The 14,377-nt window shown below is 72.2% G+C and carries 12 protein-coding genes; 6 read left to right on the top strand and 6 right to left on the bottom strand.

The features are described 5' to 3' along the window. Positions 1-8 precede the first annotated feature (8 nt). Both H4W80_RS16750 and H4W80_RS16745 read left to right on the top strand, forming a co-directional pair. Positions 9-1,958, top strand: a complete 1,950-nt coding sequence (locus H4W80_RS16750; protein ID WP_192785946.1) for an NPCBM/NEW2 domain-containing protein — start codon at positions 9-11, stop codon at positions 1,956-1,958. A gap of 11 nt (positions 1,959-1,969) precedes the next feature. Further along, positions 1,970-3,565 carry a beta-N-acetylhexosaminidase gene (locus tag H4W80_RS16745; protein WP_225963485.1) on the top strand — a complete coding sequence of 532 codons (1,596 nt, stop codon included), beginning with the start codon at positions 1,970-1,972 and terminating at the stop codon, positions 3,563-3,565. Here the strand turns inward: H4W80_RS16745 and H4W80_RS16740 are convergent. Continuing rightward, positions 3,562-4,071 (bottom strand): DUF2087 domain-containing protein, encoded by a 510-nt coding sequence (locus tag H4W80_RS16740; RefSeq protein ID WP_408964166.1) that lies wholly within the window; start codon positions 4,069-4,071, stop codon positions 3,562-3,564. The two genes, H4W80_RS16745 and H4W80_RS16740, sit on opposite strands and share 4 nt — an antisense overlap. A gap of 17 nt (positions 4,072-4,088) precedes the next feature. Here H4W80_RS16740 and H4W80_RS16735 point away from each other — a divergent pair, with 17 nt between their 5' ends. Continuing rightward, a complete protein-coding gene (locus H4W80_RS16735; RefSeq protein WP_192785944.1) occupies positions 4,089-4,652 on the top strand; it encodes a hypothetical protein in 564 nt (187 codons plus the stop codon). Between the two features lie 179 nt (positions 4,653-4,831). Here the strand turns inward: H4W80_RS16735 and H4W80_RS16730 are convergent, their stop codons facing one another. Together H4W80_RS16730 and H4W80_RS16725 are read right to left on the bottom strand one after the other, a co-directional pair. Beyond that, positions 4,832-7,339: a DEAD/DEAH box helicase gene (locus tag H4W80_RS16730; RefSeq protein WP_192793545.1), complete on the bottom strand. Its 2,508-nt coding sequence runs from the start codon at positions 7,337-7,339 to the stop codon at positions 4,832-4,834. 92 nt (positions 7,340-7,431) lie between these two features. Then, the gene (locus H4W80_RS16725) at positions 7,432-8,703 is read right to left on the bottom strand and encodes an acyltransferase family protein (RefSeq protein WP_192785943.1); all 1,272 of its coding nucleotides are present in this window, start codon (positions 8,701-8,703) and stop codon (positions 7,432-7,434) included. A gap of 194 nt (positions 8,704-8,897) precedes the next feature. Between H4W80_RS16725 and H4W80_RS16720 the strand changes: the two genes are divergently transcribed. After that, positions 8,898-10,133 (top strand): sensor histidine kinase, encoded by a 1,236-nt coding sequence (locus H4W80_RS16720; RefSeq protein ID WP_225963484.1) that lies wholly within the window; start codon positions 8,898-8,900, stop codon positions 10,131-10,133. Next, on the top strand, positions 10,124-10,771 hold the full coding sequence (locus H4W80_RS16715; RefSeq protein ID WP_192785941.1) for a response regulator transcription factor: 648 nt from the start codon (positions 10,124-10,126) through the stop codon (positions 10,769-10,771). Before H4W80_RS16720 ends, H4W80_RS16715 begins: the two co-directional genes overlap by 10 nt. A 124-nt stretch (positions 10,772-10,895) precedes the next feature. On the opposite strand, the gene mihF is transcribed toward H4W80_RS16715, so the two are convergent. The 3 genes from mihF to H4W80_RS16700 form a co-directional block, all read right to left on the bottom strand. Continuing rightward, entirely contained in the window at positions 10,896-11,201 is a 306-nt protein-coding gene (gene mihF, locus H4W80_RS16710; protein ID WP_043641121.1) for an integration host factor, actinobacterial type, read from the bottom strand. 102 nt (positions 11,202-11,303) lie between these two features. Further along, entirely contained in the window at positions 11,304-11,708 is a 405-nt protein-coding gene (locus tag H4W80_RS16705) for a GlcG/HbpS family heme-binding protein (RefSeq protein ID WP_192785940.1), read from the bottom strand. Between the two features lie 119 nt (positions 11,709-11,827). Beyond that, the gene (locus H4W80_RS16700; RefSeq protein ID WP_192785939.1) at positions 11,828-13,045 is read right to left on the bottom strand and encodes an ROK family protein; all 1,218 of its coding nucleotides are present in this window, start codon (positions 13,043-13,045) and stop codon (positions 11,828-11,830) included. Between the two features lie 23 nt (positions 13,046-13,068). On the opposite strand from H4W80_RS16700, the gene H4W80_RS16695 reads away from it, so the two are divergent. Then, on the top strand, positions 13,069-14,298 hold the full coding sequence (locus H4W80_RS16695) for an MFS transporter (protein WP_318786903.1): 1,230 nt from the start codon (positions 13,069-13,071) through the stop codon (positions 14,296-14,298). Positions 14,299-14,377 lie beyond the last annotated feature (79 nt).

Genomic DNA, 14,377 nt, shown 5'->3' with positions numbered 1-14,377 from the left:
GGACTCCCATGCGCATCCTCACGGCCGCCGCCGCGGCGGCCCTCCTCGCCATGCCCTTCGTCCCGTCAGCCGGCGCCGCAGCGTCTTTCACGGGGGCGGCGGCCGGCCCGCCGATGGGCTGGAGCAGCCGCTCGCTCGGCTGCTCGGTCTCGGAGTCGTCGGTACGCAAGGCCGCCGACGCCCTCCTGCCCCTCCTCGCGCTCGGCTACCGGTACGTCATCATCGACGACTGCTGGCTGGCCGCCCAGCGCGCCGGCGGCGCCCTAGCCCCCGACGCCACCCGCTTCCCCGGCGGCGTCAAGGCCCTGGCCGACTACGTCCACGGCAAGGGCCTGAAGCTCGGGCTCAGCCTGTCGGCCGGCACCAAGGCGTGCTCAGGCGGCGGCCCCGGCTCGTACAAGAGCGAAGCCGCCGACGCCGGGCAGCTCAAGGGCTGGGGCGTCGACTACGTCAAGTACGACTGGTGCAACGTCCCCACCGCCGACTTCCCCGGCCAGAACGTGCAGCAGATCGCCCAGGTCCTCTATCCGCGCATGCGCCAGGCCCTCGGCGCGGACGTCGTGTTCGCCATGAACAACGAGGACGGCAGCACCGTGCCGTGGCTCTGGGGCAAGGGCGCGGGCGCCACCACCTGGCGGACGAACGTCTACAACCGTCCCATCCCCGACACCTACGCCTCGATGGTGGACATCTGGGAGACCAACCAGCTCAGGGCCGAGTACGCGGGCCCGGGCAGCTGGGCCGACCCGGACCTGATCCAGGCCGGGCGCGGCGGGATGACCGAGGCCGAGTACCGCGCCCAGTTCACCCTCTGGGCCGTCGGCGCCGCGCCGCTGATCCTCCAGGCCGACCCGGCCGCCGCGCCGCCCTCGGTGGTGGCCAACCCCAAGGTCGTCGCCGTGAACCAGGACTCGCTGGGCGTCCACGGCACGTTCGTCAAGACCGACGGCTGGTACCACGTGCTGTCCAAGCCGCTGGCCAACGGCGACCGGGCCGTCGCGCTGTTCAACGAGAGCGACCGGGCGGCCACCATCCAGACCAGGCTGGGCGGCTCGCGCTACCGGGTCGAGGAGCTGTGGAGCGGCGCGGTCGCCTCGTCCAAGGGCGAGCTGTCGGCCCAGGTCCCCGCGCACGGCGCCCTGCTCTACCGGGTGAGCGAGAGCCGCGAGCAGGCGCCGCCGCTGGTGACGTTCGAGGCCGACCCGCCCGCGTTCCTCGGCGACGACCGGCCCTCGGTGCTGGAGCCGGGCAAGGCCGGCGAGATCGTCACCCAGGTCACCAACACCGGGGCCACGGCGGGGCTGCGCGACGTCGAGGTTGCGGCCCGCGTACCGGACGGGTGGCAGGTCGCCGCGCGCACGCCTACCCGGGCGAGCCGGCTCGACGGCGGCGAGACGCTCACCGTGAAGTGGGCCGTCACCCCGCCCGCCGGCGCGACGCCCGGGACCTACGAGATCACCTTCACCCAGGGCGGCCAGACCGCCGTGGCCGTCGTGACGGTCGCCACGGCGCCCGGCCCGGGGCGGACCTCCCTCAGCGACGTGGCCTGGACCAGCGCCAAGAACTACTTCGGCCCGGTCGAGAAGGACACCAGCAACGGTGACAAGGCGGCCGGCGACGGCAGGCCGATCACCATCGAGGGCGTCACCTACGCCAAGGGCCTCGGCGCCCACGCGCCCGCCGAGATCGAGTACTACCTCGCCGGGCGCTGCTCGACCGTCGAGTTCCAGGCCGGGATCGACGACGAGGTCGGCGCGGCGGGCTCGGCCGACTTCGAGGTCTGGGCCGACGGCGGCCGGGTCGCCCACTCGGGCGTGCTCACCGGCGCCATGCCCGCCCGCAAGGTCACCGCGTCCGTCGAGGGCGCCAGATATGTCCGGCTGGTCGCGACCAACGGAGGCGACAACGCGACCTCCGACCACGCCGACTTCGCCGACGCCGTCATCACCTGCCAGTAAGGAGTCCGCCGTTGTTGATCGTTCCCAAGCCCGTCCAGCACGAGCCCAGGCCAGGGGCGTTCGTCCTCGACCGCGAGACCTCGCTCGCCGCCGACCCGGCGCTCGGCCAGGTGGCCGCCTGGCTGCGCGGCGAGCTCGCCCCCGTCACCGGTGGCGAGCTGCTGCCCGGCGGCTCGGGAACGATCACCCTGAAGCTCGGCGACCTGCCGCCGGAGGCGTACCGGCTGACCGTCGGCGCCACCGTGGAGATCGTCGCGGGCGGGCCCGCCGGGGCCTTCTACGGGGCACAGACGTTCAGGCAGCTGCTGCCGGCCGCCGCCTTCAGAAAGGCCGGGGGCGGCCCCTTCGAGGTGCCCGGCGCGTACGTCGAGGACGCGCCCAGGTTCGGCTGGCGCGGGGCCCTGCTCGACGTCGCCCGGCACTTCATGGTCAAACGGGACGTGCTCCGCTTCATCGACCTGCTGGCCCTGCACAAGCTGAACGTCCTGCACCTGCACCTCACCGACGACCAGGGCTGGCGGGTCGAGATCCGCCGCTACCCGAGGCTGACCGAGGCCGGCTCCTGGCGCAAGGAGAGCCAGACCGGCTGGGACGGCCCCATGGACGGCCGCCCGCACGGCGGCTACTACACCCAGGACGACATCAGGGAGATCGTCGCCTACGCGGCGGCGCGGCACGTGACGGTGGTCCCCGAGATCGACCTGCCCGGCCACACCCAGGCCGCCATCGCCGCCTACCCGGAGCTGGGCAACCTGGACGCTCCCCTGGAGGTGCGCACGACCTGGGGCGTCGGCCACAACGTGGTCAACGTCGAGGACAGCACGATCAAGTTCTTCCAGGACGTGCTGGACGAGGTGCTGGAGCTGTTCCCCAGCCCGTACATCGTGCTGGGCGGCGACGAGTGCCGCAAGGACCAGTGGCGGGCCAGCCCCGCGGCGCAGCGGCGCATCGCCGAGCTGGGGCTGCGGGACGAGGAGGAGCTGCAGAGCTGGTTCATCCACCAGTTCGACGCCTACCTGACGGCGCGCGGCCGCAGGCTCGTCGGCTGGGACGAGATCCTGGAGGGCGGCCTCGCGCCCGGCGCGGTGGTCGCGTCCTGGCGCGGCGAGCTGGGCGCGGTGACCGCCGCCAGGAGGGGCCACGACGTGATCAACTGCTCGAACACGAGCCTCTACCTGGACTACCGGCAGGGGCCGGGGGAGGAGGAGCCGGTCCCGTTCGGGACGGTGCTGGCGCTGGAGGACGTCTACAACTTCGAGCCCGTGCCCGCCGACCTGCGCGGCGAACCGGCGGCCGCCCGCGTGCTGGGCGCGCAGTGCTGCCTGTGGACGGAGCTGATCGACTCCGCCCGGCACGCGGACTACATGGCCTTCCCCCGGCTCTCGGCCTTCTCCGAGACGGTGTGGAGCCCGCCCGAGCGAGACCTGGCCGACTTCCGCAGGCGGCTGGCGGCGCACCTGCCCCGGCTGGAGGCGATCGGCGTGGAGTACCGGCACGAGGAGGGGCCGCTGCCCTGGCAGACCCGGCCCGGCGTGCCGGGGCGGCCGGAGGACCCGGAGCGCTGGCAGGCCAAGCTCGACGCCTGGACCAGCAACCTGCGCCGTTAGACCTCTATCGTGCCGATGTCCACGGGCCCGCCGCTGCGCCAGTAGACGTTGCCCTCCCTGGACAGCAGCCCCTCGTCCACCAGGTAGCGGCGCAGCGCCGCGTAGTCGTCGTGGAAGGCCCGCAGCGTCACGTTGACGTCCTTCTCCGGGTAGCGCACGCCCGGCTCGAACAGCGTGGCGATGTAGCGCAGCACCACGAGCCGCTTGTCGCGGCGCATCCCCATGGTCGTCAGCCGCCCGTCCACCAGGAACGTGCGCAGCACCCGCTCGTCGGCGCTCAGCGCCTCCACCGGCTCGGCCCGCGCCCGCAGCAGCTCCCTGAACCGCTCGGGCGCGGCCCGCCACTTGCCGCTCTCGTCACACGCCGCCAGGCCGCCGCCGGCCAGCTTGTGCAGCGCCTTGGGGGACAGGCCGTCGCTCTCGCCCAGCACCAGGGAGGCGAAGGTCCGTAACGTGTCGTCCTGGGAGAGGAGCCCGAGCACGCGCCTGAGGTCTTCGTCGTTCACCCCTACCATTTTGTCGCATGATCCCAGCGCTGTTGGTCGCCGTCGTGCTCGCCATCCCGAACAACTTCCTGCTGTACGAGCAGGCCGCCGCCACCAAGGACAAGAACCCGGAGACGAATTGGACGGCCAGCGGTAAGAAGAGCGCCGCCCTCGTCGTGAACCCGTGCCAGAAGGCCAGGCTGGCGCAGTCGGGCCGCACGCAGGCCAGGACGCTCGTCTACACCGCGGTGCCCGACTACTCCAAGTCCGAGCAGGTCATCCTCTACGCCTCGGCCTCGGCCGCGGGCAAGGCCCTGCGCGACCTCGGGGCCGCCGTGCGCGCCTGCTCCAGGTCCGCCTACCGCTACTCCGCCGTCGCGGCCGACCTCGGCGACGAGGGGTTGAAGATCACCGGCCAGGCCTACCAGGGCAAGAAGCCTGCCGTCGGCGGCGAGCGGGCCATCGTGACCCGCCGCGGGAACGCCCTGATCCTCTACACCGTGGCCGGCGAGTGGGGCAAGCCCGCCGGGGCCGACTTCAAGCAGCAGACCACGGACACCAAGCGCATGCTCGCCAAGGTCTGCACCATTGCCGATTGTTGATTGCGGGAAATGTATCGATCTTGGGACATGGTCATGACACGACCCCGACGTTCCACCGAGGACACTTAATCGACAGGCGTGTGCCGGGGCGCCCTTGCCAGTCCGTTCCGGCACACGGCTTGTCATTTCTGGGGCTGCATTGGGCTTCGGGGGCAGCCCCAGCGCAGCTTCCAGCCGGTTCAGAGCCTGTTGAGGCCGATCACGTGCAGGACCGCGCGGCCCTCCTCGTCGGAGGCCGCCAGATCCACCTGGGCGTCGATGCCCCAGTCGCCGTCGCCGGCCGGATCCTTGATCGTCTGCCGGACCTTCCAGAGCCCGCTCTCCTCCTCGATCCGCAGCAGCGCGGGCCCGCGCGCGTCGGCGTCGGTGAAGATCTCCTCGTGGTCGGCGTAGTACGCGTCCAGCGCCGCGCCCCAGTCGACGTCGGGAGCCAGCTCCTCCAGCTCCTCCTCCTTCTCGATGGCGCACAGCTCCACCAGCCGGAACATGGCGTTGCGCACCAGCACCCGGAAGGCCCGCGGGTTGGCCGTGACCGGCCGCACCTTGGCCTCCAGCTGGTCCTTCTGCTCCAGCGCCTCGGCCGGGTTGGTGAGCTTCTCCCACTCGTCGATCAGCGAGGAGTCGACCTGGCGGACCAGCTCGCCGAGCCACTCGATCAGATCGACCAGATCGTCGGTCTTGAGGTGCTCGGGCACCGTGCGCGACAGCGTCCGGTAGGCGTCGGCCAGGTAGCGCAGCACCGTGCCCTCGGACCTGGCCAGCTCGTAGAACTGGATGTACTCGCCGAACGTCATCGCCCGCTCGAACATGTCGCGGATGACGGACTTGGGGCTGACCGTGTAGTCGCCCACCCACGGATGCCCGCGCCGGTAGGTCTCGTAGGCCCCCAGCAGCAGGTCCTCCAGCGGCATCGGGTACATGACCTCGGCCAGCTGCTCCATGCGCTCTTCGTACTCGATGCCGTCGGCCTTCATCTGCGCGACCGCCTCGCCGCGCGCCTTCTTCAGCTGCGCCGACAGGATCTGCCGCGGGTCGTCGAGGATCGACTCCACGATCGAGACGATGTCCAGCGCGTACGACGGCGACTCGCGGTCGAGCAGGTCGAACGCGGCCAGCGCGAACGTGGACAGCGCCTGGTTGAGCGCGAAGTCCTCCTGCAGGTCGATCGTCAGCCTGGCCCGCCGGCCCTGCTCGTCGGGCTCGGCGAACTGCTCCACGATGCCGCCCGCCAGCAGCGACCGGTAGATCGCGATGGCCTGGCTGATGTGCCGCCGCTGCCACTTGCGGTCCTCGTGGTTGTCGGTCAGCAGGTGCTTCATCGCCTGGAAGCAGTCGCCCGGCCGGTTGATGACCGCGAGCAGCATCGCGTTGCTGACCTTGAAGCGGGAGTTGAGCGGCTCAGGCTCGGCCTCCTGGAGCTTCTGGAACGTCTCCTCGCTCCAGCCCACGAACCCCTCTGGCGGCTTCTTGCGCGCGTAGCCGCGCCGCCGCTTGGGGTCGTCGCCGATCTTGGCCAGCGCCTTGGCGTTCTCGATGTCGTGCTCGGGGGCCTGGCAGGCGACGTAGCCGATGGTGTCGAACCCGGCCCGGCCCGCCCGGCCCGCGATCTGGTGGAACTCGCGGGCGCGCAGCCGCCGCACCTTGTTGCCGTCGTACTTGGACAGCGCCGTGAACAGCACCGTCCTGATCGGCACGTTGACGCCGACGCCCAGGGTGTCGGTGCCGCAGATGACCTTCAGCAGCCCCGCCTGGGCCAGCCGCTCCACCAGGCGCCGGTATTTCGGCAGCATGCCCGCGTGGTGCACGCCGATGCCGTGGCGCACCAGCCGCGACAGCGCCCGCCCGAACCGCGTGGTGAACCGGAAGCCCCCGATCATCGCGGCGATGGCCTCCTTCTCGGCCTTCGTCGCCATGTTGATGGACATCAGGGCCTGCGCCCGCTCCATCGCCGCCGCCTGCGTGAAGTGCACGACGTAGACCGGCGCCTGCCCGGTCTTGAGCATCTCCTCCAGCGTCTCGTGCAGCGGCGTCATCCGGTAGGAGTAGACCAGCGGCACCGGGCGCTCGGCGTGCTTGACCACGGACGTCGGCCGGCCGGTGCGCCTGGTCAGGTCGCGCTCGAACATCGACACGTCGCCGAGCGTGGCCGACATGAGGATGAACTGCACGTTGGGCAGCTCCAGGATCGGCACCTGCCACGCCCAGCCGCGGTCGGGCTCGGCGTAGAAGTGGAACTCGTCCATGACGACCTGGCCGATGTCGGCCCCGGCGCCGTCGCGCAGGGCCACGTTCGCCAGGATCTCGGCCGTGCAGCAGATGATCGGCGCGCCCGGGTTGACGCTGGCGTCGCCGGTCATCATGCCGACGTTGTCGGTGCCGAAGATCGCGCACAGGTCGAAGAACTTCTCCGACACCAGCGCCTTGATCGGCGCGGTGTAGAAGGTGCGCTGGTCGCGCGTCAGCGCCGTGAAGTGGGCGCCCGCGGCCACCAGCGACTTGCCCGAGCCGGTCGGGGTGGCCAGGATCAGGTTGCTGCCGGAGACGACCTCGATGAGCGCCTCCTCCTGAGCGGGATAGAGGGTGAGCCCCCGCTCGGAGTTCCACTGGACGAACGCGTCGAAGATCGCGTCCGGGTCGGCGTCGAGGTCTTCGGGCAGGCGGTCAACGAGTAGGCTCACGCTCTCTATCCTGCCGAAGTTTGCCGGGTGGTCGAACCGGCCGGGGCCTCTTATAGCAAGTCGAGCAGAACCAGTACGGTGTCGATCCGGCGCCCGTGCCCTCAACCCCGTGCCCGCGGCGCCGTCAGCAGCAGCCCCCCGAGCAGGGCGAGCACCGCGAGGAACGGCCCGCCGCCGGGCACGAACCCGCCCACCGTCAGCGTCAGCACCCCACCGCCGATCAGCACGGCCGAGGCGAGCGTGCCGCCCCATCCGCCCTTCCCGTACGGCAGCGCGGGCGGCGTCTCGAACCTGTGGAACCCCTTCAGCAACGGCCACATGACCAGGCACAGCAGCCCGAACCAGACCGGCCACCCGGCCAGCCACAACCCGCTGCCGGGCCGCGGCGTGTCGATCCCCAGCAGGACCACCACCACGCCGGTCACCGCGAACAGGGCCGGCATGTGCCAGAGGTACACGGTCATGATCCTGGGGCTCGCCCAGGCCAGCAGGCGGCCGGTGCGCAGCCGGAGCAGCCACGGCCGCAGCAGGGTGACCAGGCCGATCTGGCCGATCCCGACGGCCAGCATGGCGAGGGTGGGCGGGGCCATGTTCGACACCTCGGCGCCCGGCAGGCCGATCATGCTGCCCGGGTAGGGGCCGTAGGCCACCAGCAGGGCCGCGGCCCCGTACCCGCCGATCGCCAGCGCCCACGGGCGCCGCAGCCGGCCCTCGGCGTAGAAGAAGCCGAGCTGGTGGACCGCCATCCAGACGAACACGACGTTCAGGTAGCCCAGCGCCTCGAACCCGGTCGAGAAGCGCACCACGTCCGTCAGCACCGCCCCGGCCGCCAGCGCCGCGGGGACGCGCAGGCCGTACCGCTCGTGCAGGCGCAGCGCGTACGGGGTGGCCGTGACGGCGATCAGGTAGACGGCCAGGAACCACAGGAGCTGGCCGGTCAGCCGCGCGCCCGTCTCCAGCGGCTGCTGCGGCACCCCCAGCGTGAGCAGCACGTGGGGGAGCGGGATCCACACCGCCGCCAGCGGCAGCAGCGGCCAGGCCAGCCGGCGCAGCCGCGTCGCCAGCCACCGCTGCGCGCCCTTGTCCGCCCGGGCGAAGCTGATCGCGTTCGCCGCGCCGCCCGCGAAGAACACCAGCGGCATGACCTGGCTGATCCACGTCACCACCCACACGCCGGGCGTCGACAGCGCGTTCCCCGTGGTCAGCCGGCCGCCGTCATAGGTCAGCACCGGGATCGTCCAGTGCTGGAACACGATGAGCGCCATGCCGAAGACACGCAGCAGGTCGATGAACGGGTCCCGCACCGCCGTGCGGGTGCCCGCGCGGGACGGCGCCGCGGGCGCGGCGGTGGGGCGGTCCAGCAGGACGGTCATGGGTTGCCTCGATTCGCACGGAGGAGATGAATCAAGGCTCCCGTCGGGGGCTTCCGCGCACATTGCCGCTCACCACCGTCTTGCGGTGGAGATCACGTGACCCTCCCCGGTAGGGCTGGCCCTACCCCCGGACACCCGTACACCCGCTCGTGCCGGGGGCCGCCACGCCATACGGTGATTCCATGCGCTCCCGGATGAGGCGTGTCCTTCTCGACACCCGTTACACGCTCGTCGGCTTCCCCACGGCCGTCATCGGCTTCGTGATCATGCTCGCCGGCTTCGCGGCCGGCGTGGGCACGGCGATCGTGTGGCTGGGCGTGCCGCTGCTGGCCGGCACGCTGCTGGCCGCCCGGGGCTTCGCCGACGCGGAGCGCGGCTGGCTGTCCGACGTGCTGGACCGCCCGCCCGTACGGCCCCGCTACAAGCCCGCGCCGCCCGGGGCGGGCCGCTTCCGCCGGGTCGTCAACCCGCTGACCAGCGGGCAGTCCTGGCTCGACCTGCTGCACGGCATCATCAACCTGCCGTTCGCCATCCTGTCGTTCGTGCTCACCGTGGTGTTCTGGGCCCTCCCGCTGGCCGGCCTGACCTATCCGATCTACGGCATCATCACCTCGCGCATCCCCGGCAACGTGGAGCTGCCCGAGCTGCTCGGCCTGGGCGACGGCTACGGCGTCAACTCGATCTTCTACGTCTCCCTCGGCCTGGTCTTCGCGCTGATCATGCCGTTCGCCGTGCGCGGCTCCGCGCTGCTGCGCGCCGGGCTCGGCCGGGCCCTGCTGACCGGCGTGGCCGAGCTGCAGGAGCGCATCGACGACCTGGCCCAGGGCCGCGCCGCCGCCGTCTCCGCCGAGGCCAACGCGCTGCGCAAGCTGGAGCGCGACATCCACGACGGGCCGCAGCAGCGGCTGGTCTCGCTGGCCATGGAGCTGTCCCGGGCGCAGCGGCAGCTGGCCAAGGACCCCGAGGCGGCGCAGGCCACGATCAAGTCCGCCATCTCGGCCACCCGCGAGACGCTCGACGAGCTGCGCGCGCTCTCGCGCGGCATCGCGCCGCCGATCCTGTCCGACCGCGGTCTCGCGCCCGCGCTGGCCGCGCTGGCCGGGCGCTGCACGGTCCCCGTCGACCTCGACGTGCAGACCGCCGAGCGCTACCAGGCCGCGGTGGAGAACGCCCTCTACTTCGTCTGCGCCGAGACCCTCACCAACGTGGCCAAACACAGCCGCGCCACCAGCTGCGCGATCCAGCTGGTCCGCATCGGTGACTTCCTCATGCTCACGATCGGGGATGATGGGGTCGGCGGCGCGCACGTCGCCAAGGGACACGGTCTCGCCGGGCTGGCCGACCGGCTCCGCGCCGTCGACGGGGAGCTGAGCGTGCAGTCGCCGGACGGCGGGCCGACAGTGATCGTGGCGGAGGTGCCGTGCGGGTAGTCGTGGCCGATGACGCGGTTCTGATCAGGGAGGGCCTGGTCAGGTTGCTGGAGGAGTTCGGCTGCGAGGTGGTGGCGACCGTCGGTGACGGCGACGCCCTCGTAGGGGCGATCGCCGAGCACAGGCCGGACGTGTCGGTGGTCGACGTGCGCATGCCGCCGTCGTTCACCGACGAAGGGCTCAGGGCGGCCGTGGAGGCGCGGCGCAGGGTGCCAGGGGCGCCCGTGCTGATCCTTTCGCAGTACGTCGAGGTCTCCTACGCCGACGACCTGCTCGCCGACGCCAGGGGCGCGGTGGGTTACCTGCTCAAGGACCGGGTCGTCGACGTGGACGAGTTCCTGGAGGGCCTGCGGCGCGTGGCCGCGGGCGGGACGGTGTTCGATCCGCAGGTGGTGTCCCAGTTGATGGTGCGCAGACGTAAGGACGATCCGCTGGCGCAGCTGACGCCGCGGGAGCGCGAGGTGCTCGGGTTGATGGCGGAGGGGAAGTCCAATCCGGCCATCGGACGGCAGCTCGTGATCAGTGACGGGGCCGTGGAGAAGCACATCAGGAGCATCTTCAACAAGCTCGGCCTCTACGCGGAGGACAGCGACCAGCATCGCCGGGTGCTCGCCGTCCTGACCTATTTGCGCTCCTGATCCTCCCGGCGAGCCCTGCCGATGGAGGGCCGGGAGAGGGGTTGTCGAGGGGTGGCCGGGGGTGGTGGCCGGGGGGTGTGGCCGGTCCGCGCGGCGTCGCGCGCGGACCTGGCCGCTCGGAGGATTAGCCGAGCGCGTCGACCAGCTTCTTGCGCTGCTGGGCGCCCAGGCCGCCGAGGCGACGCTTCTCGTCGACGCCCGCCTCCTCCATCAGCGCGGTGGCCTTGGCCGGGCCGACGCCCTTGACGGCGCGCAGGGCCTGCGACACCTTGATCTTCTTCGCGATGTCGTCGTCGCGCTCGAGCAGCTGGGCGAACGTCAGCTCGCCGGCCTTGACCTTGGCCAGCAGGGCGGTGCGGGCCGCACGCGCCTCGGCGGCCTTGGCCAGAGCCGCCTGACGCTGCTCGGGGGTGAGAGTGGGAAGTGCCATCTCGGTTCTCTCCTCGGGGAGTTTACGTTCGGGATTCTGTTACCCGTGGTGCAGTGGCTAATCATGGCGGATACCAGCGGTTCGTGTTGCGAAAAGCGCCGCTCAACGTGTCCGCCAGACCTCCGCGGCCGCTTCCGCGCACACCACGTCCTGCGTGATCGTGCCTCCGCTGACGCCTATGCCGCCGACCACGCGTGCTCCCCCACCGTAGTCCGCCCAGAGCGGGATGCCGCCTCCGACGCAGACGTAGTCCTGCCTGGGCAGGCCGTACAGGTCACCTCCCGGAGCCGTCCGCACGGCCAGCTCCGCGGTGGGTCTGCGCAGGGCCACCGCGGTGTACGCCTTGCCCTGCGCGAGACCCGGCCCGGCGATCTCCGCACCCTCCATACGCTGGAAAGACACCAGATATCCGCCCTCGTCGACGACCGCCACGGAGATCACGGCGCCCTCGCGGATCGCCCGCCTGATGGCGGCCTCGGTCATGCGGAGCGCGAGCTCGAGATTCACGCGTGCTTCCCTCGGATCGCCGGGGTCATGATTGGCCTGCCCCTCATGCGTACCGCCCCTTGGCCGGGTCCGGCAAGATCGCTAGCATGACTCGGGCGGGGAGCCGGGCGGGAGCGGCTTCACCCCTTCAGCGTGGAATTCATCACATTCTGCCGCTCGGGCGTGTCGCGACCCTGGTCAGGCCGGTTTTCCCGCCACATTTCGACACACTCCGGCGTGAGGAAGGCGTCGAACACCGACTCCACCGCCCCCACCAGCGCCCCGCGCCAGCCCAGCGCCGAGCCCTCGATCCTGGGCGGGTGGTCGCGGCGGATGGCCATGAGCCCGGGCTCGCAGGCCGCGAGGAGCGCCTTCCCGGCGCGCTCGCGCAGCTCCACGCCGTGGCCCGACAGGGTCACGACCTCGGGGTCGTGGGCGTTGACGAGTGCCGCGACGCCGCGTCCGAGCGCTCTGGCGTTGGCGGTGACCGCCTCCTCGCTGGTGGCCAGCACCCGCTCGGCCTGCGCGCGCCCCTTGCCGCCCCCGTAGGCGAGGCCGACGTGGCGGAGCAGGGCGTTCGCGCCGACGTCCATGCTCCAGCAGCCGATCGCGCCGCACGGGCAGGGCCGGTCGCCGCCGGTCAGCGGCATGTGACCGAACTCGGCCCCCGCGCCGCTCGCCCCGCCCAGCGGCCGGCCGTCCACGACGAGCACCCCGCCGAGGTCGAAGTCCACGTGCAGGTGCAGGCCCACCTGGACGCCCCGCAGCCGCCCCCTGCGCGCCTCGGCCAGCGCCGCGAACGCGGTGTCGTTGCCCACGACGGGCGCCGGGACGTCCGGGCCGAGCAGGTGCGGTACGTCGACCGACCGCCAGCCCAGGTGGGCGATGTCCACCAGGCCGCCGTGCCGCACCGGACCCGCGAAGGCCAGCCCGAGGCCGACCACCCGGTGCCCGAGGCGGCTCCGGTGGGCGGCGACGGCCTCGCCCAGGGGTCTCAGGACGCCTTCGGGGGTGCCGTCGTGCGGGCGCAGCTCGAGCGTCTCGGTCCGGCCGCCGAGCTCGCCGGCCGCCAGCTCCCAGGCGTCCTCCCGTACGTCCGCCGCCAGGGCGAGCGGGCCGCGCGGATGCGGGCCCGGCACCTGCGTCGGGCGTCCCCGGGCGGGCTCGCGGGCGGGCTCCTCGTGCAGCAGTTCGTCCTCGGCGAGCCCGGCCACCAGCACCGACGCCGTCCCTCGCGCCAGGCGCAGGTCGCGGGTCAGCTGCGACCTGGTGCGGGTGGCCCCGCAGTCGTGTACGGCGCGCAGCAGCCGGACCCGGTTGTGCGCGCGAAGCTCGCCACTCGTCGTAGCACCGATCACGGACCACAGTTTATGCTCTAGCCGTGAACAAAAGCATCGTTGAGGCCAGACGCGCTCGTGCCGGAGTGTTCGCATTCTTCTTCCTCGCCGGGTTCGTGATGGGGTTATGGGCCGCCGGGCTCCCGTCCCTGAACGACCGGCTCGGCCTCGGCCCCGCCAGGCTGGGCAGCGTCCTGCTGCTGATCTCGGGTGGCGCCCTGGTGTCGATGCTGGTGGCGGGGCGGCTGGTGGACAGGTGGTCCAGCCGCCGGGTGTGCTGGTTCGCCGGGCCCTTCTCGGGGCTGGTGCTGCTCGGCCCCGCCCTCGCGTCCTCGTACTGGGCGCTGGCGGTGCTCGCGGTGCTGTTCGGGATCGGGCTCGGGGTGACCGAGGTCGCCATGAACGCCCACTCCGTCGAGGTCGAACGCCGCTACGGCCGCCCGATCATCTCGGCCTTCCACGGCACGTGGAGCCTGGGCGGGGCGGCCGGCGGCGGGCTCACCTCGCTCGCGCTGCAGGCCGGCGTGGACGCGCAGTGGCTGCTCATCGCGGCGGCGCTGGTCGTGCCCCTCCTGTACGTGCCGGCGGCCCGCCTCCTGCTCCCGGACCCGCCCGCCCACGCCGCCGCGTCGCAGGCCGGCGTCTCTTCCGGCTCGTCGCTGGGCTGGAGCCTGATCGCCCTGCTCGGCCTGGCCGCCTTCGCCGGGCACCTGAGCGAGGGCGCCGCCATCGACTGGGCCGCCCTGCACGCCCGGTGGGTGCTGGAGACGGATCCGGCCATGGCACCGCTCGCGTACACGATCTTCTCGGTGGCCATGACCACCGTCCGCCTGCTCGGCGACCCCATCCGTGCCCGGCTCGGCTCGGTCCGCACCATCCAGCTCGCGGGCGCGTTCGCCACGGCCGGCTACGTCCTGGTCCTGGTGTCGCCGGTGGCGGGAGGCGCCCTCCAGATCGTCTGCGCCTGGAGCGGCTGGGCCCTGGCGGGCGTCGGGCTGGCCACGGTGATCCCGGTCCTCTTCAGCGCGGTCGGGGCCGCCGGGGGCCGCGTCGGCCGCGCCCTCGCCATGGTGACCGCCTTCGGCTACAGCGGCCTCCTCCTCGGACCCGCCGTCCTGGGCTACGTGGCCGAGGCCTCGTCCCTGCCGGTCGCCTTGATCATCCCCGCGGTCCTCGCCGCCGTCGTCGCCCTCAGCGGCACCCCCGCCATCCGCACCCTGACCCACCTTCCCACCTCAACCCCAGACCCCACCCCAGCCCCGGCCCACGACTGACCCCGGCGGCCCGCCACCCACGGACGGCGTCGGGCCCGGACGGCGCCGGGTTCGGACGGCGGTGGGCCTGGACGGCGCC

The sequence above is a fragment of the Nonomuraea angiospora genome, assembly GCF_014873145.1.
Lineage (GTDB): Bacteria > Actinomycetota > Actinomycetes > Streptosporangiales > Streptosporangiaceae > Nonomuraea > Nonomuraea angiospora.
Note: the sequence above shows the minus strand (reverse complement) of the source record. Positions and strands in the feature narration are given on the sequence as shown.

Coding starts and splice junctions, on each gene's coding strand:
- H4W80_RS16750 (WP_192785946.1), top strand. CDS start 9: ATGCGCATCCTCACGGCCGCCGCCGCGGCGGCCCTCCTCGCCATGCCC.
- H4W80_RS16735 (WP_192785944.1), top strand. CDS start 4,089: ATGATCCCAGCGCTGTTGGTCGCCGTCGTGCTCGCCATCCCGAACAAC.
- H4W80_RS16725 (WP_192785943.1), bottom strand. CDS start 8,703: ATGACCGTCCTGCTGGACCGCCCCACCGCCGCGCCCGCGGCGCCGTCC.
- H4W80_RS16720 (WP_225963484.1), top strand. CDS start 8,898: ATGAGGCGTGTCCTTCTCGACACCCGTTACACGCTCGTCGGCTTCCCC.
- mihF (WP_043641121.1), bottom strand. CDS start 11,201: ATGGCACTTCCCACTCTCACCCCCGAGCAGCGTCAGGCGGCTCTGGCC.